Origin of the sequence: Pseudalkalibacillus sp. Hm43, from assembly GCF_051842935.1 — a bacterium.
Classification (GTDB): domain Bacteria; phylum Bacillota; class Bacilli; order Bacillales; family Fictibacillaceae; genus Pseudalkalibacillus.
Map to the genome: position 1 here is coordinate 77,137 of NZ_JBPXRR010000002.1, position 24,107 is coordinate 101,243.

At 45.2% G+C, this 24,107-nt stretch carries 31 protein-coding genes, 1 riboswitch and 1 other annotated feature; of the genes, 5 read left to right on the forward strand and 26 right to left on the reverse strand.

The annotated features are described in order from the left end of the window. Nucleotides 1-7: 7 nt before the first annotated feature. Both ACSVDE_RS16740 and ACSVDE_RS16745 read right to left on the reverse strand, forming a co-directional pair. Nucleotides 8-1,597 carry a Mur ligase family protein gene (locus ACSVDE_RS16740; protein ID WP_439302113.1) on the reverse strand — a complete coding sequence of 530 codons (1,590 nt, stop codon included), beginning with the start codon at nucleotides 1,595-1,597 and terminating at the stop codon, nucleotides 8-10. Then, nucleotides 1,590-2,366: an alpha/beta fold hydrolase gene (locus tag ACSVDE_RS16745; protein WP_439302114.1), complete on the reverse strand. Its 777-nt coding sequence runs from the start codon at nucleotides 2,364-2,366 to the stop codon at nucleotides 1,590-1,592. Before ACSVDE_RS16745 ends, ACSVDE_RS16740 begins: the two co-directional genes overlap by 8 nt. Nucleotides 2,367-2,950: 584 nt before the next feature. Here ACSVDE_RS16745 and ACSVDE_RS16750 point away from each other — a divergent pair. Then, nucleotides 2,951-3,181 (forward strand): hypothetical protein, encoded by a 231-nt coding sequence (locus tag ACSVDE_RS16750; RefSeq protein ID WP_439302115.1) that lies wholly within the window; start codon nucleotides 2,951-2,953, stop codon nucleotides 3,179-3,181. Here ACSVDE_RS16750 and ACSVDE_RS16755 read toward each other — a convergent pair. The 3 genes from ACSVDE_RS16755 to ACSVDE_RS16765 all read right to left on the reverse strand — a co-directional run bounded on the left by ACSVDE_RS16755 (nucleotide 3,165) and on the right by ACSVDE_RS16765 (nucleotide 4,078). After that, complete coding sequence (locus tag ACSVDE_RS16755) at nucleotides 3,165-3,452, reverse strand: hypothetical protein (RefSeq protein ID WP_439302116.1); 288 nt, start codon at nucleotides 3,450-3,452, stop codon at nucleotides 3,165-3,167. The two genes, ACSVDE_RS16750 and ACSVDE_RS16755, sit on opposite strands and share 17 nt — an antisense overlap. An 18-nt stretch (nucleotides 3,453-3,470) precedes the next feature. Further along, the gene (locus tag ACSVDE_RS16760) at nucleotides 3,471-3,704 is read right to left on the reverse strand and encodes a helix-turn-helix transcriptional regulator (RefSeq protein ID WP_439302117.1); all 234 of its coding nucleotides are present in this window, start codon (nucleotides 3,702-3,704) and stop codon (nucleotides 3,471-3,473) included. Nucleotides 3,705-3,829: 125 nt separating this feature from the next. Beyond that, nucleotides 3,830-4,078: a hypothetical protein gene (locus ACSVDE_RS16765; protein WP_439302118.1), complete on the reverse strand. Its 249-nt coding sequence runs from the start codon at nucleotides 4,076-4,078 to the stop codon at nucleotides 3,830-3,832. A 115-nt stretch (nucleotides 4,079-4,193) separates the two neighbouring features. Here ACSVDE_RS16765 and ACSVDE_RS16770 point away from each other — a divergent pair, with 115 nt between their 5' ends. Then, nucleotides 4,194-5,105 carry a helix-turn-helix transcriptional regulator gene (locus ACSVDE_RS16770; RefSeq protein ID WP_439302119.1) on the forward strand — a complete coding sequence of 304 codons (912 nt, stop codon included), beginning with the start codon at nucleotides 4,194-4,196 and terminating at the stop codon, nucleotides 5,103-5,105. 70 nt (nucleotides 5,106-5,175) lie between these two features. Beyond that, complete coding sequence (locus tag ACSVDE_RS16775; RefSeq protein WP_439302120.1) at nucleotides 5,176-5,427, forward strand: zinc ribbon domain-containing protein; 252 nt, start codon at nucleotides 5,176-5,178, stop codon at nucleotides 5,425-5,427. A 327-nt stretch (nucleotides 5,428-5,754) separates the two neighbouring features. On the opposite strand, the gene metG is transcribed toward ACSVDE_RS16775, so the two are convergent. From metG to ACSVDE_RS16815, 8 genes are all read right to left on the reverse strand, one after another. Next, nucleotides 5,755-7,380 carry a methionine--tRNA ligase gene (gene metG, locus ACSVDE_RS16780; RefSeq protein ID WP_439302121.1) on the reverse strand — a complete coding sequence of 542 codons (1,626 nt, stop codon included), beginning with the start codon at nucleotides 7,378-7,380 and terminating at the stop codon, nucleotides 5,755-5,757. A gap of 50 nt (nucleotides 7,381-7,430) precedes the next feature. Beyond that, nucleotides 7,431-7,707: a binding site (T-box leader), on the reverse strand. Nucleotides 7,708-7,732: 25 nt separating this feature from the next. Continuing rightward, a complete protein-coding gene (locus tag ACSVDE_RS16785; protein WP_439302122.1) occupies nucleotides 7,733-7,978 on the reverse strand; it encodes a hypothetical protein in 246 nt (81 codons plus the stop codon). A gap of 110 nt (nucleotides 7,979-8,088) precedes the next feature. Continuing rightward, nucleotides 8,089-8,877: a carbon-nitrogen hydrolase family protein gene (locus tag ACSVDE_RS16790; RefSeq protein ID WP_439302123.1), complete on the reverse strand. Its 789-nt coding sequence runs from the start codon at nucleotides 8,875-8,877 to the stop codon at nucleotides 8,089-8,091. A gap of 1 nt (nucleotide 8,878) precedes the next feature. Next, on the reverse strand, nucleotides 8,879-9,250 hold the full coding sequence (locus tag ACSVDE_RS16795) for a DnaJ family domain-containing protein (RefSeq protein ID WP_439302124.1): 372 nt from the start codon (nucleotides 9,248-9,250) through the stop codon (nucleotides 8,879-8,881). Between the two features lie 106 nt (nucleotides 9,251-9,356). After that, the gene (locus tag ACSVDE_RS16800) at nucleotides 9,357-9,806 is read right to left on the reverse strand and encodes a pyridoxamine 5'-phosphate oxidase family protein (protein WP_439302125.1); all 450 of its coding nucleotides are present in this window, start codon (nucleotides 9,804-9,806) and stop codon (nucleotides 9,357-9,359) included. 47 nt (nucleotides 9,807-9,853) lie between these two features. Continuing rightward, on the reverse strand, nucleotides 9,854-10,354 hold the full coding sequence (locus tag ACSVDE_RS16805; protein ID WP_439302126.1) for a hypothetical protein: 501 nt from the start codon (nucleotides 10,352-10,354) through the stop codon (nucleotides 9,854-9,856). 51 nt (nucleotides 10,355-10,405) lie between these two features. Continuing rightward, complete coding sequence (locus ACSVDE_RS16810) at nucleotides 10,406-11,119, reverse strand: 5-formyltetrahydrofolate cyclo-ligase (RefSeq protein WP_439302127.1); 714 nt, start codon at nucleotides 11,117-11,119, stop codon at nucleotides 10,406-10,408. A 15-nt stretch (nucleotides 11,120-11,134) separates the two neighbouring features. Beyond that, complete coding sequence (locus tag ACSVDE_RS16815) at nucleotides 11,135-11,545, reverse strand: hypothetical protein (RefSeq protein WP_439302128.1); 411 nt, start codon at nucleotides 11,543-11,545, stop codon at nucleotides 11,135-11,137. Between the two features lie 102 nt (nucleotides 11,546-11,647). On the opposite strand from ACSVDE_RS16815, the gene ACSVDE_RS16820 reads away from it, so the two are divergent. Beyond that, on the forward strand, nucleotides 11,648-12,364 hold the full coding sequence (locus ACSVDE_RS16820; RefSeq protein ID WP_439302129.1) for a YwaF family protein: 717 nt from the start codon (nucleotides 11,648-11,650) through the stop codon (nucleotides 12,362-12,364). Nucleotides 12,365-12,521: 157 nt separating this feature from the next. Next, the gene (gene rarD / locus ACSVDE_RS16825) at nucleotides 12,522-13,481 is read left to right on the forward strand and encodes an EamA family transporter RarD (protein WP_439302130.1); all 960 of its coding nucleotides are present in this window, start codon (nucleotides 12,522-12,524) and stop codon (nucleotides 13,479-13,481) included. A gap of 10 nt (nucleotides 13,482-13,491) precedes the next feature. On the opposite strand, the gene ACSVDE_RS16830 is transcribed toward rarD, so the two are convergent. The 13 genes from ACSVDE_RS16830 to ACSVDE_RS16890 form a co-directional block, all read right to left on the reverse strand. Then, nucleotides 13,492-14,145, reverse strand: coding sequence for a hypothetical protein (locus ACSVDE_RS16830; protein WP_439302131.1), 654 nt, complete (start codon nucleotides 14,143-14,145; stop codon nucleotides 13,492-13,494). 112 nt (nucleotides 14,146-14,257) lie between these two features. Further along, entirely contained in the window at nucleotides 14,258-15,151 is an 894-nt protein-coding gene (locus ACSVDE_RS16835) for a manganese catalase family protein (RefSeq protein WP_439302132.1), read from the reverse strand. A gap of 18 nt (nucleotides 15,152-15,169) precedes the next feature. Further along, nucleotides 15,170-15,373: a YuzF family protein gene (locus tag ACSVDE_RS16840; RefSeq protein ID WP_439302259.1), complete on the reverse strand. Its 204-nt coding sequence runs from the start codon at nucleotides 15,371-15,373 to the stop codon at nucleotides 15,170-15,172. 461 nt (nucleotides 15,374-15,834) lie between these two features. Then, nucleotides 15,835-16,491, reverse strand: a complete 657-nt coding sequence (thiE, locus tag ACSVDE_RS16845) for a thiamine phosphate synthase (RefSeq protein WP_439302133.1) — start codon at nucleotides 16,489-16,491, stop codon at nucleotides 15,835-15,837. Further along, nucleotides 16,488-17,297 (reverse strand): bifunctional hydroxymethylpyrimidine kinase/phosphomethylpyrimidine kinase, encoded by an 810-nt coding sequence (gene thiD, locus ACSVDE_RS16850; RefSeq protein ID WP_439302260.1) that lies wholly within the window; start codon nucleotides 17,295-17,297, stop codon nucleotides 16,488-16,490. The genes thiE and thiD overlap by 4 nt, the downstream gene beginning before the upstream one ends. Before the next feature lie 18 nt (nucleotides 17,298-17,315). Then, entirely contained in the window at nucleotides 17,316-18,335 is a 1,020-nt protein-coding gene (locus tag ACSVDE_RS16855; protein WP_439302134.1) for a thiazole biosynthesis adenylyltransferase ThiF, read from the reverse strand. Continuing rightward, a complete protein-coding gene (locus ACSVDE_RS16860) occupies nucleotides 18,332-19,099 on the reverse strand; it encodes a thiazole synthase (protein WP_439302135.1) in 768 nt (255 codons plus the stop codon). The genes ACSVDE_RS16855 and ACSVDE_RS16860 overlap by 4 nt, the downstream gene beginning before the upstream one ends. 2 nt (nucleotides 19,100-19,101) lie before the next feature. Continuing rightward, nucleotides 19,102-19,305 carry a sulfur carrier protein ThiS gene (gene thiS / locus ACSVDE_RS16865; RefSeq protein WP_439302136.1) on the reverse strand — a complete coding sequence of 68 codons (204 nt, stop codon included), beginning with the start codon at nucleotides 19,303-19,305 and terminating at the stop codon, nucleotides 19,102-19,104. Between the two features lie 14 nt (nucleotides 19,306-19,319). Then, nucleotides 19,320-20,444, reverse strand: coding sequence for a glycine oxidase ThiO (gene thiO, locus ACSVDE_RS16870; RefSeq protein WP_439302137.1), 1,125 nt, complete (start codon nucleotides 20,442-20,444; stop codon nucleotides 19,320-19,322). After that, entirely contained in the window at nucleotides 20,428-21,054 is a 627-nt protein-coding gene (gene tenI / locus ACSVDE_RS16875) for a thiazole tautomerase TenI (RefSeq protein WP_439302138.1), read from the reverse strand. The genes thiO and tenI overlap by 17 nt, the downstream gene beginning before the upstream one ends. An 86-nt stretch (nucleotides 21,055-21,140) precedes the next feature. Continuing rightward, nucleotides 21,141-21,244, reverse strand: a riboswitch (TPP riboswitch). 50 nt (nucleotides 21,245-21,294) lie between these two features. Then, nucleotides 21,295-22,092, reverse strand: a complete 798-nt coding sequence (locus ACSVDE_RS16880; RefSeq protein WP_439302139.1) for an energy-coupling factor transporter transmembrane component T family protein — start codon at nucleotides 22,090-22,092, stop codon at nucleotides 21,295-21,297. Further along, on the reverse strand, nucleotides 22,093-23,520 hold the full coding sequence (locus tag ACSVDE_RS16885; RefSeq protein ID WP_439302140.1) for an ABC transporter ATP-binding protein: 1,428 nt from the start codon (nucleotides 23,518-23,520) through the stop codon (nucleotides 22,093-22,095). Next, nucleotides 23,513-24,106 carry an ECF transporter S component gene (locus ACSVDE_RS16890; RefSeq protein WP_439302141.1) on the reverse strand — a complete coding sequence of 198 codons (594 nt, stop codon included), beginning with the start codon at nucleotides 24,104-24,106 and terminating at the stop codon, nucleotides 23,513-23,515. Before ACSVDE_RS16890 ends, ACSVDE_RS16885 begins: the two co-directional genes overlap by 8 nt. Between the last annotated feature and the right edge of the window lies 1 nt (nucleotide 24,107).

Below are 24,107 nucleotides of genomic sequence, written 5' to 3' on the forward strand. Positions count from 1 at the left end.
CCAACCCCTATTCGTTAAATGTATCTGGAAGGTCGTTTTCTATGAGTACAATCGTGTTTTCTTTCGCGATTTCATTCATTTTCGCAATCGCATCATCCAGATTTTGCGCCACATAATATTGACTCTCTGGATATTGTTCTTCCTTCAACCCATCTTGCAATGGTACCGTCTGCTTTTTACCGACAAGGATGACGAAATCACAGACACCTGCAGCATGCTGACCGAGCTTCTTGTTCAAGTTATACTCTTCTTCACCCAGCTCGATCATTCCTGGTGTAATGAGGACTTTATAGCCTTCCATTTGTCCAAGGACTTCGAGTGCCATTTTCGATCCGACCGGGTTCGAGTTGAACGCATCGTCGATGATCGTGATGTTCGCTGAATGTTTCTTGATTTCCATACGGTGCTCGACCGGCTGGATCTTTTTCGATGCAACAGAAATCTTCTTATCTGGCACGCCTAGTTCAGAAGCAGCTGCTACCGCTGATAGGATGTTGTAGACGTTATGTTCGCCAAGAAGCTTCGTCTGAATTTCAATTCGGGTCCCGTCCTTTTTCACAACGTCAAAGGAAGTACCTTTATTCGATACTCGGATGTTCTCCGCCTTATAATCGAGGTCATCCGCATAGATTCCGTAAAAGACGATACGCGCGTTGCTTTTCGGGCCTCTAGACATGATGTTTTGATCATCTTTATTCAAGAAACCGACGCCATCATCCGGGAGGCTGTCGATCAACTCGTATTTCGTCTTCTTAATGTTATCAAGTGTTTTGAACGTTTCTAAATGCTGTTCCCCGATCGCCGTCAGAATTCCGTACTTTTGGTGAACGAGGTCACAGATTTCCTGGATGTCATTCTCCTGCTTCGCACCCATCTCCGCTATGAAAAATCGGTGGAACGGACGAAGCATGTTCCGGACCGTGATCGTCACACCTAGCTTCGTATTATAGCTTTCAGGAGTCATCAACGTATTGGCATGGGAAGAAAGAATCGTATGCAGGATGTGCTTTACGCTCGTTTTCCCGTAGCTTCCAGTAATCCCGATGACTTCTGTGTTTTTGGACTCGTTGATGATGCGTTCCGCGTCATCGAAATAGCCTTGAGCGATCTTTTTCTCAATCGGCATGTTGATGGTGTTCGCTAGTAAAATTACATAATAGGAAACAATCGTCAGCACCACATATGTGAGCAACAGTGGGACGAGTGCTACGTTATAAATCAGTTCGAAATAGAAGCTCAAGCCTGCGATCAATGCGACGACAATCGCTGTCGTGACCATAAGCCTTTTGACACGGGCTGTAACGACCAGCTTCTTCTTCTCTTTTCCGGTCTCTCGAGTAAGATATAAGACCAAATAAAGGGCAATAAACAATAGAATCGCAACGTTATCCAAAAAGTTCACGAATGCAATTAGTGCAGTGATGATCGGAATGAAGTCACGCTTTTTGAAGACTTTCTTGCGGTTTTCCTTCATCCATCTCAAAAACCGCTCATTGCGATACGAGTTCTGTTGCAACATATGGATGGCTCTTCTCAACCTTGACCAAGTGTACAGGGCCCAGAAAATGACCCCGATCATAAATAAAAGACTAAGCATCTTTCCACTCCTTATCTTTTTCAAGGAAGTTATCGATAATAACGAGGAATTCGTTCAATTTTTCTAAGTATGAATAGTGTCCGACGCCTTTCAGTACGACAAGTCCCGCATTCGGGATCGCTTTTTCCATGATCCTTGCGTCTTCCACTGGGGTTGCTGTATCGTTTTCACCCCAGATGAGCAGTGTCGGAGCCTGGATGTCTGGCATGAACCGTTGCAAGTCTTCGTTCACGACCTTGACCATCGTCTGTTGCATGACACCAGACGCATTCTTGTAGTCAGCAGAACCGACCTTGCCTTTCACTTTCGTCAGGATTTCTTCTTTATGTTTTTTCAAGCCTGGCAGGTCCAGGACTTTCTTGAGTGTTTTGTAAGTATACACCTTATAGTAGTATTTCATTGATCGCTTCGGCTTAACACCCGCTGCATCCACCAGAATGATCTTATGGACAGGATGGTGCGCTGCATAACGAATGGACACTCTTCCGCCAAAAGAATGTCCAACGAGGATTGGATCTTCGATGTTCAACTGAGTGATGAACTCGCGCAGCATGTTCGTGTACGCTTCTACATCCCATGCTTCCGGTGGCTCCTGGCTTTCTCCGAACCCAGGAAAGTCGATGGAATACACTTTGAAATGCTTCTCGAGGTTATTGTGAACAGGCTCAAAACTTTTCAGGCTCGTGCCCCAACCGTGCAGGAGTAAAATGCTTCTCCCTTCGCCTGATACACGGTAGTTGACGTTAACTCCCCTGATCTCTATATTCATCTATAAAAACGCTCCTTAAAAAATCATCTACTGTTAATCATATACTTTATTTATATTATCATACCTGATGCTTTCTAGGACATCTACTGACGCGATTTTTCGCCTCTATCCCAATATATTTCAATAGCCTAAAATCGGTACAATAAAACCACTTCGTTCAATTCATTCTATACTGTTCGTAATGAGCGGCTGTTTTAAGGAGTTCTTTTGGGGTATTTCTGTTGGATTGGGGGGCCGGGAGTGCTATCTTGCCGTGGTAACAGCGTTTCTTCTGTTTTTGGGAAGGATAACTGCTCTATCCTTCCCGAAATCAGCTCTCTTTTCGTTTTGGGGAAGGTTAACTGCTCTATCCTTCCCGAAATCAACGCTCCTTTCGTTTTAGGGAAGGATAACTGCTCTATCCTTCCCGAAATCAGCGCTCTTTCCGTTTTGGGGAAGGATAACTGCTCTATCCTTCCCGAAATCAGCGATCTTTCCATTTTGGGGAAGGATTGACCAGCTGAACTCCATTTTATCTTAGGTAATTAACATTTTTGCAGGAGCAAGCTATAATAATAACAACCACAAATTAAGGAGTGATTGAAATGGGTAGAAGTAACGCTTATAAAAAGCGGCGGAAGCTCGAGCGTGAAGGTCGCCGTAATCCAGCGAAAAATCGTAGTGATTATGCATTCATGGATCTTCAAACCAGAACAACGAAAACGAAGAAAGACAAATTGTTTCAGCACAAACATAAAGGCCGATTATCTGACCGGAACTTCGATCATGATAACGGCCTTTTTATTTTACCTTTATACCTTAGAATTGTTTTTTAAATCTAAAGATTAAGAAAGCGTGAACCGTGGCCAATAGTCCATATACGATGGCCAAGACTTGAATCAGTTGTTCCACTGATAATGAAATCATCGCTTCTACAATAACTGTTGCCACAAAACCAACGGTGACAAGGATATATGTATAGATACTTGCTTTCCCCATTATGAGTTGCCCTCTTTCGTCTTTCCCTTCTGTTGCAACAAAGCTCCCAACATAGAAAACAGAGAAAGCTAACATAATCGTCGTAATTGTACTAAGAATAGAAATCATATTTACCCCCTGATAGATTTAAGCATTCTCATCTTCTTGATCTTGGTGGTAAGTGAATAGTTCTGTGATGTCAGTGTCAAGAACACGAGCAAGTTCAAACGCTAAGATTAGTGATGGATTGTAGCGGTTCGCTTCCAATGAAGAAATGGTTTGTCTACTTACCCCAACCTTCTTGGCCAGATCCCCTTGAGACCATTTCCGTTCAGCACGAAAAACATGTAACCGATTTTCAAGACTGCCTTTCTTTTTCATATTCACCCCTCATTTCTTAACTTAAGCTTATTGTAATGTATTTTTACCTAAATGTCAAAAATATATTACATTTAGTAAAAAATATTTTACCTTTAAATGCAAAATTAAAACAGCCTTAGGCTGCTTTAACTGTTTCCATTCGTACTAGAGGAATGACTTGACCACAAAGAGACTGCTAGAATGAAGATTGCAATCACCATGACGATTGCTGAGTATCGTGTAATGTTGAAGAAGAAATCACTATAAGAAACAATCTCTGTGACATAATCATTCGGTCCTTCCTCATACCTGTGTTCTCTTGGAAAAAAGATGAGAAAACCTATAAACGAGATGATAAAACTATAGATCCCCGTTTTTACCAACAACTTCTCCATTTCGAAACGTCTCCCCCTTGTACACTGCTAATCTGAATATATCTCATTTTCAATATTATGGAAACGGTAACTTTTGATACAATGTGTGTAGTTGAACATTCGGAGTGTGGTTTTTATGAAAACAGAACGCTTACTCGCCATTGTCATCAAACTCTTGAACAGGAAAAAGATGACGGCTAAAGAACTGGCGGATTATTTTGAAGTTTCCGTTCGAACGATTCAAAGGGATATGGAAGCAATTGAACTTGCAGGAATCCCGGTTGTTTCGGAAAAAGGGCTGAATGGCGGTTATTCCATATTAGAAAACTATAAAATTCATAATAGCTACTTCAACGACGTCGAGCACCAACTTCTCATGACGGCATTGGATGGAGTCTATAAAACCTATGACGACAAAAACTTGAAGAACATCATCGAGAAACTCTCTTCCATTAAAATGCACCAATCGGCCCCTGAAAGCCAATCTCTTATTCTTGATTTCAGTGATTGGGGACCAGAATCTAAAAGGCAAGAAAAAGTGAGATCAATTCAAAAAGCCATTGATACCCAGAAGGTTGTGCAATTTAGATATATAGATATTAACGGCAATTCCTCCACACGCGTGGTAGAACCGGTCTCCCTCATTTTGAAAGTTAATAAGTGGTATTTATACGCTTTCTGTACTCTTCGAGAGGATTATCGCTTGTTCAAAATCGGAAGAATGGATGACGTTCAGATTACAGAAAAGAGGATCGATCCAAGCAGAGAAGTCCCACCGTTCGACTTTACACATGATGATAGGGAAAGAGTACGCCTACGGCTTAAATTCCAAAAACAAGCCTTAAATCAGTTGGAAGATTATTTCGAACTTGATGGTCTGGAATTTCATGAAGATGGATGCATCTATGTCACGGAGTATTTTCCTGAAGATGAATGGGTTTATGGCATGATTCTACACTTTGGAAACCAGGTGGAAGTGCTTGAACCAGAGCATATCCGATCCATCATCAAAGAGCGCGCTGAAAAAATTTTAGAAAAGTATATATAATTACGACATAATGGTGTCGTATTACCCTCTTTATAATGAGCTTAGATCTTATTAATAGGAGGAATTATAAATGAATCAACCAGTATGCCAGAGTTGTGCAATGCCAATGGAAGAAGAAAAGATGTTGGGAACAAACCAGGACGGCTCTAAGAATGAAGAATACTGCGTGTATTGCTATGAAAATGGAGCATTTACTTCGAATGTCACCATGAATGAAATGGTCAATATTTGCGTGCCTCACCTAGTGGAAGAAGGCATGAAGGAAGCCGAAGCTCGTAAAACGATGGAAGACATTTTACCTAAGCTGAAGAGATGGGCCTAATCATGAAAAAGCGGAACCTTCATCATGGAGGTTCCGCCTTTCTTTATGCGCTCTCTTCGTTTTTGCTATCGCTTTTACGATTTTCTATTTTCTCTTGATAGAAATAGAGCGAAACACAAGTAACCACAATCAACATAACAATTCCGGAGTATCTCGTTATTTGATAGAGTGGCTCTTGGTAACCTCGGCCAAGTGGTAAAGGAAAAGCAGCCATGAGAATGAAGAAACAAATAATAAAGCTATAAATGCCAGACTTCACAATGATCTTTTCGATTTTATTCTCCTCCTTTTACATACGGTAAAATGTCTTGAAACCTTCAACCTACCTCAGCTCCCTAACTTGCTTTTCTCCTCCTCAATCCTCTTAATATCAATTCTCTCAAACAGGGGTGATACCTTTTTCAAATGCTTTTGATTAATTTCATTATATGTCCATCCGTTGTGCTTCAAATCCAGAACATCCCTGATTTCTGCTGTTGAGAACGGCAAGAATGGTGATAACAACGTAGAGAGGTTCGCAATGATCTGTACACACGTATTCATCGTCACTTTACAGTTTTCAGGGTCTTCTTTGTATTGAATCCATGGCTGGCGTTCGTCAAAATACTTATTACTCGTTCGGACCAATTCAAATATCGTCTCCAACGCTTTTTTGAATTGTCCCTTTTCAATTAGTTCTCCAACTGTGGCATATACCTTCTTTACCTCTGAGAGAATGTGCTCTTCTGGCTTCGCATCCGGTATCTTACCTTCAAAAGACTTTTCAATGAATTTCAAAGTCCGGTTCACGAAGTTTCCATAAGCCCCGAGCAATTCACTGTTATGACTGTAGATGAACTCACGCCATGAAAAGTCCGCATCCCGTTGTTCAGGACCATTGATGGTCAAGAAATAACGGATGGAATCCGGGTGATCATTCTCCAAAAGATCCGGCACCCAAACAGCCCAATTGCGACTTGTTGAGAGCTTTCTCTTTTCAACAGTTAGATATTCACTGGATATGATATGATCTGGAAGTTGTAAACCACCCAATCCAGACAAAATCGCTGGCCAAATGATCGAGTGGAACGGAATGTTGTCCTTGCCATGAACGTAGTAGGCTTTTGTTTCTTCCTTCCAGAAGTCCTGCCAATCCCGATTTTGATCAGCTGCCCACTTTTTACTTGCTGTTAAATAACCACTTACAGCTTCAATCCACACATAGATTTTCTTAGCCTCAAAACCTTCAACCGGAACCGGTACTCCCAGCTCAATGTCTCGGGTTGCCGCTCTGTCCCGCAACCCTTCTGACAGATATCGCTGTGTAAGATGGTACGCATTTGTCCGCCACCGATCTTCCTTTTCAGCCTCAGACAAGTACCTTTCAAGTTCAGATTGAAAATTCTTCAACGCAAAATAATAATGCTCCGTTTCTTTTACCACAGGCGTGTTGCCGCAAAGCTTACAGACTGGATCAACCAAATCCACCGGGTCAAGGATTGTAGAGCAGTTATCGCATTGATCGCCTCGCGCGTTGCTACCACACACAGGACAAACGCCTTCCACATAACGGTCAGGCAAAAATTGCTGATCTGTTTCACAATAGCTCTGAGCCACCGTTTTGACGTAGCAATGACCTTTTTCGACTAAGGTTGTAAAAATCTCCTGCACCTCTTGATGGTGAAAAGGATGATCCGTGCGGAAGTAATGGTCATAAGTAAAGCCAAGTTCGTTGAAGCATTTCAGGAATTCATTGTGATAACGATCGGTAATGACTTGCGGCTCAACCCCTTCCTGTTTTGCTCTTATCGCGATCGGCGTACCGTTACAGTCACTTCCAGAAACATAAAGGACTTCTTCCCCTTTCAACCGGTAGTATCTGGCTAAAATATCACCCGGTAACAAACTCGCAAGATGACCTAAATGGAGCGAACCATTCGCATATGGCCAAGCTCCTCCAATAAATACACTCATTCTAATTCCTCCTTATATAAACTAAAAAATCCTCGTCCTCAGACGTTTAGTCTAAGGACGAGGATCAACTCGTGGTACCACCTTAATTCGCTGAACGTTCACACGATCAGCCTCATGAAGTACGAAGTGATGCAATCATTGCACACTCTTATACTCTGACATTGTTAACGGATGCCAACTCCCGTCACACATTACTAATGATTAGAATCACGTTCAAAGTGAAGTTCAGAGGCCATTTTCGGTCAAAAGGTCGTTCGCTTCTTTTCAGCATACAGAAGCTCTCTGTCAGAACACCTGGAGACTTACTTTCCTCGTCATAACTTTTGCAAAAGGTTTATAGAGTTATTATAGTCTAACACATACATTTCTGACATGGAATTTCATCAAAGGTCGGTTGGGTTGAATTCCAATACTGGACCCAGTAATAGCTGCCGTTCGTTCCCTTGTTCGTGATGACTTTTTGTACAAAGCTTTCTTCTTTCATCCAATTGCACCTCACCGAGTGCACCTTATTCGAATCATGATCCAAGACAATAAAGTACCCCGTGCCTTGTCGCTTGATGTGTTGGAAATCATTTAAGTGTTTGACAAGCCTCATTCTCGTCACCACCTAACAATGGATTTACAAGCTATTACCCACTAGTATTCCCTATTCATGTCGAAATTCCTTTATTTTTATTGTAAAACATAAGTATTTTCTTAAGTTTATTATACATTTAGTCGATTTATTTCTTTTATTTGAAGGAGATCTGTCCGAGTCTGATCAATATACCAGTTGGACACAGTTGATAAATCCACTTTTACACGCTTCATGATCGTTTCTTCAGAGACGATTTCTTCTAATACAGAGCCTTTTGGCGAGATCGCGATGGTAGGACATCCTTGTTTCGGATGTGCGACGTTTGAACCGAAGATGTATCTTTGATTTTCAGCAGCTCGACTGATCAAGTGACTTTTCCAAACTGGAAGATGATCTTCAGAAATCACGTTTGTGAGATATATCATACATTGCGCGCCTCTCATGCTCAGTAACTTCCACTGCTCTGGAAAACGAATTTCCCTGCATAATTGGATGCCGAAACGAACGATGCCCTCATTCGTTTTCATTTCAAATACAGGTAATCGGTCACCAGCAGTAAACGTCCCTCTTTCATGGATTGCGAGATTCACTTTGTGGTAAGCTTCCCTATTTCCTTGTGGGGATAAGTAGATCCCAGCATTGTACCACTTGCCCTCTTCATATAAGCAGCTTCCGAATATGAGGTGGATTTTTTTCTTTTTTACATATTCAGAAAGTTGGTTGATACACGCTTGTAATTCATGTACATCTAGATTCTCTAAAAAACCTAAATCATCATCATATCCGGACAGTGCTCCTTCTGGTAAAACGAGCACTTCATCTTCGTCCAACTGATCCATCAGTTTTACAATATGATTCAGATTCGCTTTCATGTCAAAGCTTAAAGGAAATTGTCCGATCCATACGGTAAGATTCATCTTAATACAACTTTCTGTAAATTTTGTTTTGATATTGACTGAAGGCTGATGATTGGTTGATTTTCCGCTTTTCCATGAGGTTGTTGAAACGGATGATCTTTTCATTCAAACGTTTGTTTAACTCTGCCCGCTCTTTTTCATCTTTACAACATGCAATCAGTTCTTCGAGTGTGACCATTTCCTTTTTCAATTGGACTTCAGGGGGGACAAATCCTGAATTCTTCAAGATTTTATAGCCGATGCGCAATTCATCCGGTACGCCCGCTAGATCGTCTTTCGGTAACGGTTTACCTTTACCAGGTAAATTGTCGAAATCCCCTTTTCGGAGTGCCGCACGAATTTTCTCTTCTGCAATGCCAGCCGAAAAATCCATATCATCACCTCATTCGAATGGTTATGTTCATTTTACCAGAAAATGACTCCTGATTTGTGACAGAAAATAAAAAAGTGCTGAACCTGAATGGCTCAACACCTACTTCCTATACTTCTAATACTTGTGGGGTTTTCGATCCGCTGTTCATCAGTCGGAACAGGGTCGGCTTGATCTCGAGCACGATATAGTCCGGGTCGTTCGGTCCGTCGAACCATCTTTCCATGCTATCTGACCAAAGTTTATCTTTAATAGCCGAATCATCTCGGATTTCAGCTGTCCCTTCGATCTCCACATACGCATCGCCAAGGCCATCTCCATTATACCCAAGCAAGATGTGTACGTTCGGATTATCGTCGATTTCTTCGGTTTTATGTGTGTCTTTATCGGTCGGTGTATACAGCGTCAAGCCTTCGTTATAAAACGTCATGTAGCGTGAGTGTGGCTTGTCGTTTTTTACAGTCGCAAGTGTACCGAATTTACTGTCTTCCAATACATTGAGCACTTTTTCTTTGAGATCTTTCTCTGTCACGTTAACATCAGCTCCTTTTATGAACATCCGTTAGTAATATACCTTTCCGGAGCTGAAATTAAACAAGGTTACAATTAGGTAGCGGCAGCCGCATTCGATTTGATGATCATCGTAATGCCCATCACCATGGCTATGAGTTCTTCATTGGAGAGATTATTTGACCGGTTCGTACGCTTGTAAGCATCTGATTGGAAAATCCCGCTTGTTTTTACAAAGTGGGCAACTTCTTGTTCGTTTACGTCTAACACGCTGTATTCTTTAGAGAAACTTTCTGAAATGATCGTGTAAATTCCTCGCCCGTATGCTTCGTACTCATATTTTTTTGTAAAAAACGTAAACCGCTGACGCAGCAATCCAATTTCAGTATTAGTTGCATCACTTATGGTCCATTTGCCAGAAAAAAAGCGGAAGCGCCCTTCCGTAAATAAATTCCCGGAAAGATCCATTACGCGGAGGCTTGAGGAAAACGAACTTTTTAGATCAAGCTTTCCAATTTCATTCTGATTTTCATCATAAATACTTGTTAGTCCAGCAGAAAAAAAGTTGTCCGAAAAATATAGGGTACTCGTTTCCATCCTTCTCACCTCTTACCTATTTTACGGATCACTCTGATAATAGTTTCAAATCTAAGAATGAGTCAGCTTATAGATTTCCTCGAGCACCGGCATTTCTTCTCGTTGTTCATCTGTCACTTGATCCCAGAGGATTCCGGTCGGTTTTTCATAGTCGTTTTCAGTTCGGATCAGTTCCTTCTCTGTCGCAATGTAATCGACAGTCAAGTCATAGGCGTCGCGTGGCAAGTCATCGTCTACAAGCTGGGTTGAGTGGATCGACGTAATGACAGCTACCTCCGGATTCCCGAGCTCTCGAATGATCGCATATTCCCGATCAGCATAGCCTTCTCCTTTTCCAAGCCGTCGTCCGTCTCGATGGATAGCGACAGAGCCGACTACGATCAGATCGATTGGCGGCATTTCTGATAATGGGATGACTTTTCCATAGGAGTTGATATGACTGAGGCTTGCGGCTTTCTTCTCTTCGCCGTCCGGGACCCACTCCGGTTTTACCATAATAAAGCCATCTTTCAGCCTTGGAGTCGGAACGAGCAACGTCTTTCCGTCGATTAAAATCTGTTTGCGAAGCGGAATCTGAGGAGAATCTGGATTCACCTTGATAACGTTTGCGTCTTTATAAATATCCATCGCTGTGATGAAGGCTGCTGCTTTTTCAGCCCCTTTAAAGTTCGGGATGCGTCCTTTCAATGGAAAAGGGAATCGGCCGACTTTCTCTTCGGTCATCCGCTCCCATACACTTTCTCTGATTTCTTGTTTTGAACTCACTGTAAAACCTCCTTCTTACGGTCGATAGCCAAATCCGAGACCGAAAATCATTGCAAAGTATAAGAACAAGACGAGTACGATGAGCAAGGTGATGATACTGAGAAGTCTTGACCAGAATCCCTTCCCATAATAGAACCATTTGTAAAAGATGTATGTAACGAGCGCTGCGGTCGGTATGAAATAAAAGTACGATAACTGTTCGACCCATTCTGTATTCTTATCCCAGTAGATGTCCGGCACAGGCGTTGTGTGGTATTGATCTTTGATCGCTTCTCTTCCCCAGATGAAGACCACCGACAGTATGATATAATACGCGGAAATGATTCCTTTTGCATAAATGTTGAAGATCTTCAATGCGAGTACCGGCACCAAGATCAGCACGAGCAAAAGATAGATGGCTGTATACTCCCCTAAAAACCAAAGCACAAAATCCCCCCTTGAAAATTCTCTTTACCTTTATTGAAAAATATGGAAACATTATATCAAACATTGTTCTCGAAAGCATGTCGGATACAGAGGAGCATAAGGATGAACGACCTATTCCACCCGGAACGTTATAAAGATTTCACATTGTTTTCAACCGAACATCTCTTGATGATCGGGTTGCTGTTTGTCGTCGGACTTGTGTTGGTGTTTTCGAGGGACGCCATTCGTAAGCGCCCGACGGTACAGCAGTATATTCGTTGGGGGTTTTTCACCATTCTCCTTGTCGGCAATGTCGGTTATCAGGCATGGAGTATTTGGCATGCGGTTTGGGATGCACGCATCAACCTTCCATTCCAGCTTTGCTCGATCAGTTCGCTGGTGGTGCTATTTTTCCTACTGAAACCGACAGAATCCCGGTTTCAGATCGTCTATTTCATCGCCTTGATTCCGCCATCTTTAGCCGTTTTGACGCCCGATTTGTTGTATGGAAGTCCGCATTATCGCTTTTTTCAATTCTTTATTTTTCACATTACGCTTGTGGCGACCGTCCTCTATTATTTGATCGTTGACAAATATGAGCCGAGGTTCGTTTCAGTGTTGAAGGCTTTCGTTTTTATCAATATCCTGGCGGTCCCACTCGGATTCTTGAACAACTACCTCGGTTCGAATTATTTGTTCCTCGAAGGACCTCCGGCAGCCGATACGTTGCTAAGCTTGTTTGGAAGTGGATACTGGTATTTGATTAATCTGGAGATCGTGATGCTGCTCACGTTTTTCCTGACCTATCTCCCTTTCTACTTGAAGCGGAAATTCCTTTGACCAACTGAAGACTTTCCGATTGTCTTTTAAGCGAATTGGGACTAAAATTGAAATAATTCCGTGCCAGGCACCGAATATAAACCCTTGATATATCAGCGTTTATAAACGGTGCCTGGTACACGTATGGCATTTTCATCAAGAATCGAGGTCCTGAAAGATGACGGAGAATCAAAGAAAAGAGCAGGTTGCCGGGGTGGCGGCTGGCGCTGGGGCTTACATACTGTGGGGGTTCTTACCGCTCTATTGGAAGCTGATCAACCATGTGCCTTCTGAAGAAATCCTTGCCCACCGGATGATCTGGTCTTTCGTTTTCATGCTGATTGTCTTGATGTTTTTACGTCGGATCAAAAAGTTCGTCACTGAACTGAAAGAACTGATCGCAAACAAGAAAAAGCTGGTCGGCTTACTTTTCGCAGCTATCTTCATTACAATCAACTGGTACACATATATCTGGGCGGTGAACAACAACCACGTCGTTGAAGCGAGCCTCGGTTATTACATTAATCCGCTCGTGAGTGTGTTGTTAGGGATCGTTTTCCTTAAGGAACGTCTGTCGTTCTGGCAAATCATTTCGTTCACCTTTGCGGCAATCGGGGTATCGATTCTGACGTTCAACTTTGGGTCCATCCCGTGGGTTGCAATTTCGCTCGCGGTGAGCTTCGGACTATACGGACTCTTGAAAAAGTTGACTGCGCTCGGTGCTTTGACCGGTCTGACGATCGAGACGATGTTCATCACTCCAGTCGCCTTGCTGTACGTCAGCTTCTTAGTAAATGACGGTACGAATTCATTCGTTTTGTCGGAACCCATGACTGCTTCGCTTTTATTCGGGGCAGGGGTCGCAACAGCGATTCCTTTGCTGTTGTTTGCGACCGGGGCAAACCGAGTGTCTCTGTCCATGATCGGATTTTTGCAATACATCGCGCCGACAATCATGCTCGTTCTCGGGATATTCCTATATAACGAAACATTCTCCCAGATACACATGATTTCATTCATCTTCATCTGGATTGCGTTGGCGATCTTCACATTGTCCAACACACGTTTGCTCGCCCGATTCGAGCCGAGGATGACGAAAGAGAAAAGCTATAAAAAACCGGACACCCACGCAGGGTGATCCGGTTTTGTTATTGCCGATCGAAATCTGTTGTTAAAAATTCTGCTCGAAACAGATAAAAGTGATCGTAATCGGCGATGGCTTCCTTTAACTCTTCCTCCTCTAATGAGAGCAAGTCTGCACGAACCTCTAATGAGTCTCCGGCTGTTTCAATCAGGAATGCCAGGTTCACCGGTTGGTCTTTCTGGACTTCCATCTTTTGATCCTGTTGGCCCCACGAGCTCGAGCTTGGGGACTTTGCACTTTCTATATACTGTTCTGCTCTTGAGTATCCATTCTCATCTGAATAAGTGAAGTACACTCGTTTCAGGTTCTGATTTGCTTGTTCCACTGAAGGATTCGCAATCGTAAAGGCAATCCGTTTATTCTTCACTTCCTGCGTGATGCCAGCACCGAATTCACCTTCATTATCTACTTTTACACCTGACTTATAGTGCTCGACGAATAAGTTCATGCGCTTGATAGGCTGTTTGTTCAAATCAACATCGAACACAAAAACCATATCTCCACCGATAGCATTCAATAAATTCTTATTTTCATCACTCAACTGAGCTGGTTGTATCGTAATGTTCTTTTTAGATGTTACGACTTCTTTTACAGGTGAACAAGACGCTAAGATGGATATCACAAATAGGATTACGATGATATGTATGAACCGCTTCAATCTGACTCCCCCTTATCTTCTATTATGATAACAGATATTGGTAAATGGATGGGTCTATTCATATCCGATAAAAACGAAAAAACAGTAGGATTGCACCTACTGTTTTCCTATTTTACAAATCACGAAGCAGTCTTTTCATGATCTGTTCGTAGTGGTCTTTCGTGATGCCTGGTGCGAACTCTTCTGGAAGTCCATTAAGGTCCGGGATCTTCGCGCCTTGTGGAGCGCCTTCTACAACTCGGAGCGGTTGCCCGTTTTCCGGATTCGTTCCTTTCCAGATCTGTCGGATGCCTTGATATTCCCCCGCATCACTCCATGTGTAAAGGACATTTGCCAACCCGCGTTCTTCAAATTTTCTTGCGTAGTCGAATTTCGTATTAGAAAGGTTCGGGACCGGAAGCATCTTCGTCAAATCCGTTCCTGTCGCGATATATATGGCTTTTGCATAAGCGAGGATATGTGTCCCTCCTCGGACAAGTAAGTATCCGATCATTTCTCTTGCAGTCGGATGATCGGTCATCTCGTAAACACGCATCTTATGGGTACGCGCTCCTACCTCCAGGAAAAAGTTATGAATCAAGTCGACGACCAGGTTCCCACTATTAAACACGTAATCTCCCCGCCAGGAGTTCCCCATCGCATCTGCGCCGAGAGCTGTTTGGGCAGTTGCGATAAACTGATCGGCGTTGCGGGCATCGAGCCCATTTTGAAGCGGTGTCAGGTCAGGTGGTGCCGGGAATGAACTTCCTTTTGTCAGTAGATTGATAGAGGTCGAAACGAGTTCAACATGACCGAACTCTTCCGCAGTAATGCTTGCGACTAGATCGTAGAACGGTTTCAGCTTCTTTTTCTCCCGGAAATTGAACGACTGGAACATGTAATTGTTGAGCGTCGACATTTCCCCAAACCGTCCACCGAGCAAGGCTTGAACAGCTGCCGCTGCGTTCGCATCGCCATGTTCCGGAATAGGGAGCTCAATCAACTGCTGGTTGATTCGTTTAAACATGGTCGGCCTCCCCTTGTGTTAGTTTGGAAAAACCCAAACAATCTGCTGAATGCGGACGAAGAACATGGAACTGTTGATCTGAAGGACAATATGGTCCGGCTGCACATCGCAAAGCTTCCCTCTGAGGGAACCTCTCGTCGTTTCCACCGTCAACATCTTCCCGATCACCGTCTGAAGTGTCTGGTATACATAAGGATCCACTAAACTGAAAAGCTGAGGCATCCGTTCATCCACTCTGCACCTCTCCTTTCGCATAAAAATCCCACTATACTAGCGTACGCATCGGGAGGGTTGTCATAGTCTTGCAGAATGGGGCGTACTCTCAGATTGGTGCGTACCAGGTACCGTTCTGAAGTGCGCGTGTAGCAAGGGGTTTGGAACGGTGCCAGGCACTGTCACGAGTTGGTACCTGGCACTGACTCCTTTGGTTTTAGAAAAAAGCTTCGAGGTTTTAGAAAAATGCGTCGGAGTTTTAGAAAAATGGTGCGCTGTTTTAGAAAAAAGCGACTCCGTCTTGTAAAAACAGCGCTCGGTCTTAGAAATCGGGACTTTACTCCTAGCCCCCAACCACTTCTAATAAAGAAGCTGCCGGACCCGGCAGCTTTCATTATGGATAAAAAAAGAACTGCAACCGATGGTTCCCCGTCGGCACAGTTCTTTCTAGGAGTTTACTCATGAATGCTTTATTGTATGTTTGGTACAAGTTTGTTTAGAACTACACAAAATTGTTTTGCCGCATCAAGAGGTGATTCAGCTCCGCTGATGCCTGATATGACAGCAACTCCGTCTGCTCCTGCTTCCATCACTTCATGAGCGTTGCTCGCCTGGATGCCACCGATTCCAACGAGCGGTACCTCATGACCTGCTTCACGAATTGATTGAATGACCACAGGTCCTCGAACCTCTTCGATGTCGTCTTTCGTTTTCGTCATGAACATCGGACCGACGCCGATATAGTCTGCGCCAGCACGGACCGCGGCTTCCGCTTCCTCTACGTTATGCGTGGAAACGCCCAAAAGCTTGTCTCCGATCAGCCGGCGCACTTCTTCAACCGAACCATCTTCCTGACCGATATGAACACCGTCGGCATCCACGTCCAGTGCCAGCTCCACATCATCGTTTACGATGAACGGAACACCACTCGCGTGACAGATCGCCTTCAAATCAAGCGCAAGCTCACGTTTTGCATCACCAGCCAAGCATCCATTCCCTTTTTCTCGGAATTGAAAGAAGGTGACACCCCCGTCAATGGCTTCCTTCAACACGTTACGAGGATCACGCCCATTACAATTCGCGCTCCCCATTACAAAATACAGTCGCAAAGCTTCCTTCAGGTTCATTGAATCGAGACTCCACTCATCCGGAACGCCCAATGGTTCGTCGGTCCGTGACCCGCACCGATCTGTAGCTGTTCATCAATCGCTGCGGAGATAAATTTCTTCGCCACACGGATTGCATCATGGACCGTTCGCCCTTTTGCTAGTTCCGCTGTAATCGCCGCTGCGAACGTACAACCCGTTCCGTGCGTGTTTTTCGTAGGCTTCCGGATGCTCTTGAATTCGTGGAACGCTTCTCCATCGTACAAGAGGTCGATCACATGCTTGTCATCCGTTGAGTGCCCGCCTTTAATGACGACATTCACTGCGCCCATCGCTTTCAATTTTTCCGCTGCCACTTTCCGGTCTTCCATCGTTTCAATCGTGATTCCGGTCAACGCTTCCGCTTCAGGAATGTTCGGCGTCACCACATAGGCAAGCGGCATCAATTTCGTCTTCACCGCTTCTACCGCTTCCTCTTTTAAAAGGGAAGCACCACCTTTCGCGATCATGACGGGATCGACCACGAGCTTCATCCAAGAATTCTTCTCCACGACCTCAGCGACTTTCTCGATGATTTCACTGCTGAACAGCATGCCGGTCTTGATCGCATCGGGCTGTAAGTCTGTCGCAATAGAGTACAATTGCTCTCCAACTGCCTCCACCGTCATCGGATAGACGGCTTGGACACCGAGCGTGTTTTGCGCAGTGACCGCCGTAATGACGGACATTCCGTACACTTCGAGCTCTTGAAACGTTTTCAAATCCGCCTGGATTCCGGCCCCGCCACCGCTATCTGAGCCGGCGATCGTCAATGCTTTACTAATCATCATGAACCTCCACCTCTGTTAGCCTAAATATCGATGGTACAACGACTTCGCTTCCGCTATGTCCTTCGTTCCGTGAATGAGTGCGCGTCCATCTTTAAACAACACGATCCGTTGCTCTCCTTTTGAAAAAGAGAGGAGAAACGGGTTTTGCTCAATCGTGCCACCTTGCGCAGACAGCCTTTCTGCCACTTCATCCAGATTCCGCTCCTGACGTTCCGGCGGTCGGATCTGTACAGAGTCCCGTCCGCACAACACAGCGGTTTTCGTTTGATTTTCATAAGACAAGTGAGGATACGTCGGTTCTGCTCCGCAAGATAAGCAGTTGTCCTTTTTCGCCTTCGACACGTTGATGGCCGTCTGCTGATTGCTCCATAGATCGAATGAGACTAACTTCTTCCGTAAAGCGTCCCAATCCTCCACTAAAATTTTCAGCGCTTCTGCCGTCTGATAGGCGACGACCATTTGCACAGTCGGACTGATGATACCCGCCGTGTCGCACGTCAAACCGCCAAGCGGCACACTTTCCAACAAGCAGTTCAGGCAAGGAGTCTCCCCAGGTATGACGGTAAAACTGATACCATAACTGCTCACACAAGCGCCGTAAATCCATGGAACTTCGTATTTCTGAGAAATGTCGTTGATCATCATTCGTGTGTCAAAATTGTCTGTGGCATCAAGAATCAAGTCCACGCCATCCACGAGCTGCTCCAATTCCTGAGGTGTCGCATCTAAAATGTGCGCTTCAATCTCCACATCCGAATTGATTTCGCTCAACCGATTTTGCGCCGCCACAGCCTTCGGAATGCGTGCATCCGCATCTTTTTCCGTATACAATTGTTGGCGCTGGAGATTGCTCCACTCGACATAGTCCCGGTCGACAATCGTCAGTTTCCCTACACCTGCTCGTACAAGCGCTTCCGCGTTCCCAGTACCGAGCGCTCCAGCCCCGATGATGAGTACGTGCTTCTGTTTGATCTTTTGTTGTCCTTCTTCCCCTATCGGTGTGAATAGGGTTTGTCGTGAATAACGGTCGCTCAACCTATGCTCATTCCTTCCATAGGGCTGCTCGCTGTTGCGTAACGCTTCTTCGGGATCCGACCTGCTTCATAACCGAGACGACCTGCCTCAATCGACAATTTCATCGCTTCGGCCATTTTCACTGGATCTTCTGCTGCAGAAACGGCCGTATTCAACAACACACCGTCTGCACCAAGTTCCATCGCTAATGCGGCGTCAGATGGTGAACCGATACCAGCATCGACGATCACAGGTACATTCGATTGCTCGATGATAAACCTCAAGTTAAGCGGGTTGATGATCCCTTGCCCTGATCCGATTGGAGATGCACCTGGCATGATCGCATGTGCGCCAAGCTCTTCTAGCTTTCTAGCCAGGACGACATCATCGGACGTATAAGGCAGAACCGTGAATCCTTCCTTCAACAGCTCTTCGGTCGCTTTCAAAGTTTCGACCGGATCCGGCAACAACGTCTTGTCACAGCCAATGACTTCTACTTTCACCATATCACAAAGTCCGGAAGCTTTTGCGAGTTTCGCGTGACGGACGGCTTCTTCGGCTGTTTTCGCACCGGCTGTATTCGGCAGCAATGAATATCTTTCCAAATCCAGCTTTTCTAAAAAGTTCGGCTGACTCGGCTCGAATATGTTCATACGCCGAACCGTGAACGTCAAAATCTCTGTACCTGACACTTCCACTGCCTGTTTTTGTACATCGAAATTCGGGTACTTCCCTGTCCCTAATAACAATCTTGAGTTAAATGTAAAATCACCAATTTTCAACATGATCAACCGCCTCCTACGAATTGTACGATTTCAATTTTATCTCCATCCTGCACTTTCGTTTCCGGATGGCTCTGTTTTTCCAAAATGTCTTCATTATGCTCAATCATAACGACGCGTTCTCCGAGCTGGAAATGCTCGATCAAGTCGGACACGTGTTCAATGGAGTCCGGTACAGTGACCGACTCTCCGTTAATGTGTAGCAACATGTGTATCACTCCCTTTATACGTTGAGGGTTGTTCTATCAATTTGAAAAGCCGATGCCCATTCAGGTTTCATCGCAATTCCTTCTATAACATCTGCCATAATCGCTCCCGTGATCGCGGAAAGCAAGATGCCGTCACGGTAATGGCCGGTTGCGATATAGAGACCTTTTTCAGTCGGATGTGCTCCGAGATATGGGAGGCTATCCCCCGTTTGTGGACGAATGCCTGCCCAGGATCTCTCCCATTCGGCATCTTTCAACTCAGGTAAAATCGCTTTCGCTCGCTCCATCAAAGTGGAGATTCCTTCGATTGTTACAGCCTCATCAAAAGTACCTGCCTTTTCCGTTGCCCCTACAATCAGGCGGTTGCCTGGTTTTGGCACAATGTAGCATCCGTTTGCCGAAATCGTCCCTTTAACAAGTCGACGTTTACTCTTCACCGAGAAGACTTCTCCTTTTACTGGATAGGTATCGATTGTGACGCCTGCTCCACTCAATAACTTTCCACTCCAAGCCCCACCAGCGACGATGACATGTTCGGCACGATACTCACCAAACATGGTCTCCACTCCTACAATACGGTTCTGCTCCTTAACAAATATGTGTACTTCTGTGTGTTCAAGGATTTGCGCACCCAACGCAACTGCAGATGTTGCATAAGCTGTCGTCAGTGAAGATGCCGTCACTTGACCGTCATTCGGAATGAACATCGCGCCGAAATTCGTCAAGTTGAGCGCTGGCTCTAAGAGTCGAAGTTCCGACGGGGGAATCCATTCTGCTTCTTCTCCCATGTCCTTCTGAGCTTGAACCAGTCTTTTGAACTCCACCGCTTCTTCCTCAGATGTCGCCACCTTATAAAAGCCGTTCTGCTGCAGCTCAATATCCATTCCACTCAGTTCTTTCAATTCTTCTGCAAGCTCTGGGAACATCGCTCTACTTGCTTTGGCGAGTTGGAAAAACGGTGTGTCCTTTTCAATTCCAGCTTGAGCACCTAGCATGCCCGCTGCTGCGCTCGATGCTTTCGCTGCGATTTGCCCGCGTTCAAGCACAAGTACTTTTTTACCACGTTTCGATAAGTTGTACGCAATGGAACTTCCAATTACACCAGCTCCAACAATAATCGCATCATAATGTGTTTGCATGCTGCACCTCCTCGATCCGTTTCCGATACTTTTTCACTTCGGCTACTGGATCTTCAGCCTGTAGAATGCCTGACATGACCGCAACGCCACTCACTCCCGCCTCGATGACTTCCCCGACGTTATCAGGCGAGATTCCGCCGATGGCAATGACGGGAATCGTCACCTGGTTAATCAGTTGTTTTAACTGGGAAACTCCTCTCGGATAAAGATCCGGCTTCGAGGTCGTCGCAAAAATATGCCCGAAAAGGACGTAATCAGCGCCTTGCTGCTCAGCCACAAGCGCTTCTTCTATGCTGTGCACGGATTTTCCAACCAGCATATTCGGGAACGTTCGCTTAACTTCTGGAACGCCTAGGCTGTGAAAGGCTAGCTGAACACCTCTCGTTTCCAAGACTGCCGCCACATCCACTCGATCATTGATAATAAGCTTCTCAGTTGGCACTCCTTTTTCAACAAGAAGACTTACGCATTCAGCGATTTCACCTGCAGTTCTCGCCTTTTCCCGGATATGGATGAAGTCGACGTAGACATGGATAGAACTTGCAATCTCTGAAAATGTCTCTAACGTCTGCGTTCCTGTGGAAACGACATGAATCGTTGGGTTAACCATGCGCCTCCCACCTTTCTTTTTTAAATAACAAAAAGGACCACCCTTAAGCGTAAAGAGTGGTCCTCATATAGTAGTAATCCTATTATATACGGTATCGGCCACTTCCCTACGCTGGTACCAACCAGATCAGGTTCAAAGGGTCTGGAAGTTCGTCTTCCATCTCAGTCATTCGACTCCCCTAGTGAAACTATTGCCAATATTCAGTTGTTTCTTCTACTGTAACACCCAACTCTCAGAAACTCAACTTTCATATCGAACATCCCCGACTGGGAATAGCGGCCACAACTCGGCAGAATAGTAAGATAAGAGAATAAGAGCAACGAACGAAAGGATGAACAATCCATCTGTTTTGGAATAGCCAATTTGATAATAAAAAGTACGCTTTGTTGCATCGGAAAACCGCTTCGCTTCCATTGCGACCGCTATCCGGTGCGCCCGGCGGATACTTTGGGAAAGCAGCGGAATCGAGTACGATTTCAGTTTGAAAAAGAACGAACGGATACCCCGTTGTTGTTGGACACCCCGTACTCTCATCGCATTCCGGATCGTGAAGAATTCCTCAATCATGATGGGGATTAAGCGCATCCCCGCCATGAAACTATACGCGTATTTCGGCTTCAGCTTCGCTTGCTGCATCAAAGAGTAAAACAGGTTGACCGGGCGAGTGGTGAGCGTGAAGGTAAGCCCAAGCGTCGCGAAAATGAGTGCCCTGAACCCGAGGTGAATCCCTCTGTAAAAGCTTTCTTCCGTAATGTGAATGAGCCCGAACTTGAACCAGGTCGTTTCCCCTTTTCCAAAGAAAATCATCGAGGTCGCCGTCGAGACAAACACGAGGATGAACGGAATCATCAGCAGTGCGAGCCGCTTTTTTGGATGACCGGAAAAAAACCAGAACAAGAGGAATGCCCCGGACGTCAGGTAGATCAACCAGTTCAGCTGGTGAACAAACAGAACAAAAAGAAACATACCGACCATGAAGAAGAGCTTCAAGGTCGGATTGATTTTATGCAACCACGTTTCGTTGTATTGGAATTCCATTTACAAACACTCCATTACAGGTTCTCGTTCTTGGGTGTGAACGAGCCGATCTTCTGTTAACAAGCCGTTTTCGATTGTCCAAATTCGAGTCGCGAAATGCTCCACGACCTGTTCATCATGCGTGACCATAAGGATGGTCGAGCCTTCCTTCTGGTAGTCTCGCAACATCTCAAGGAGCGCAAATGTATTTTTCGAGTCTTGACCGAATGTCGGTTCATCCAGCAACAGGATTGGCTGATTCCGAACGATTGAAGCCGCTACCGACAACCGACGCTTTTGTCCCATTGAAAGCTGGTACGGATGATGTTTTCGGAACGAAGTGAGGTGGAAACGCTCGAGCAGTTCGTCCACCATCGCACCCACTTCCTGTTGGGGTCGTTTTTCTACCCGCAAACCATACGCGATCTCTTCATAAACCGAATTCGTCACAAACTGGAACTCAGGATTTTGGAAAACGAACGTAAGATCCTTCGGAAGCTTTTTGACGGGCTTACCGTAAAGCTCGTACGCCCCCGATGTTTTGATGAATTGCATGAGCGCGTGTAGTAGCGTCGATTTGCCTGCTCCGTTGTCACCTGTTACCGCAATCCATTCACCTTTGTAGACCGTCGCTTGGGGCACATGGATTTTAGACTCTTTTTGCCTTAACCCTTTGAACTCCTCGAGTCGAATGATAGGTTCGGTTGAAGCGACGACCTTCTTGGGTGGCTCATAATCCTTCCAAACACCTGGGTACCAAATGCCTTGTGTGTGCATCGTTTCTTGATATTGCGACAGGACGTGTTGCTTCGGACCATCGGCAATGATTTCCCCTTCTCCGTTAAAAAGGACGATCCGATTGATCAGGTCGATGACGTGCTCCAGCTTGTGCTCGACGATGATGAGCGTCTTGTCTTGGCTGATTGCTTTTACCGTATTCCAGATGTCTTCTGTCCCTTGCGGATCGAGCAACGCCGTCGGTTCATCCAGAAACAGCACTTCCGGTTCAAGTGCTAATACCGATGCAATCGCGAGGCGCTGTTTCATCCCGCCTGACAACGTATGGATATTCGTATGGATGTTGTCGAGCTCAAGACCCACGGCTTCTAAAAGCTGACGAATCCGTGGACGCATTTCCTCTCGAGGGATGCTCTGATTTTCCAATACGAAGGCGATCTCTTCATCCACATACGGCATGCAAAATTGAGCGTCCGGGTCCTGGAAGATATAGCCCCAGGACGCCGGTTTCTCAATCGATTCTGCTTTCATTGGCACTTCGACAGATTGTGGTATGATGCCGGATAACACTTGCAAGAGCGTCGACTTTCCGCATCCCGAAGGACCGAGGAGCAGAACCTTCTCCCCTTTTTCAATGTGAAGGGAAAGGTCCTTGAACAGCAATCCGCTGTCTCCAGGGAATTTCAAGCGGAGTTTTTCAACGTTAAGCATGTTCGCGTTCGTCTAGTGCGTCGTAATCCTCTTGGGCAGCTGGTCGGACAAGGCTCGTTACCCCGGTTTTTTCAAGCGCTTTTACAAGTAGATAAGCAGCCACACCCGCAATCAGGATCGATCCGATGATCCGAAATCCGAGGAAAAGCGACAGGTTCCAGAGCGCGAGATCCTCGATATAGCCTTTGTAGAAATCCATGATGATGGAGCCGATCGCAGAACCGATAGCTGCAAGACTGACTACCCCTACGTCAAAGCGCTTGTAGCGGAACGCCATGAATACGAGCTCCGCGAAAAGTCCTTGCACGACACCGAAGAGGAGCACTTCTAGACCCCACTCAGAGCCGACGAGGAATTCCCCGGATGCAGCGGCCACCTCTGCTAGGAAAGCGACGCCCGCCTTACGGATGATCAGGAATGCGACGGTCGCAGCCATGAACCACATCCCGTAGATGAGCTGATCGACGTGGAGTCCGAACGGTTTGACGAAATAGTAGAGCGGTCCCCATAGTTTGTATACGATTCCGAACACGATGGCGATGACGATCGTGACGAGGATATCGGTTAATTTCAGTCCTTTGTTCATG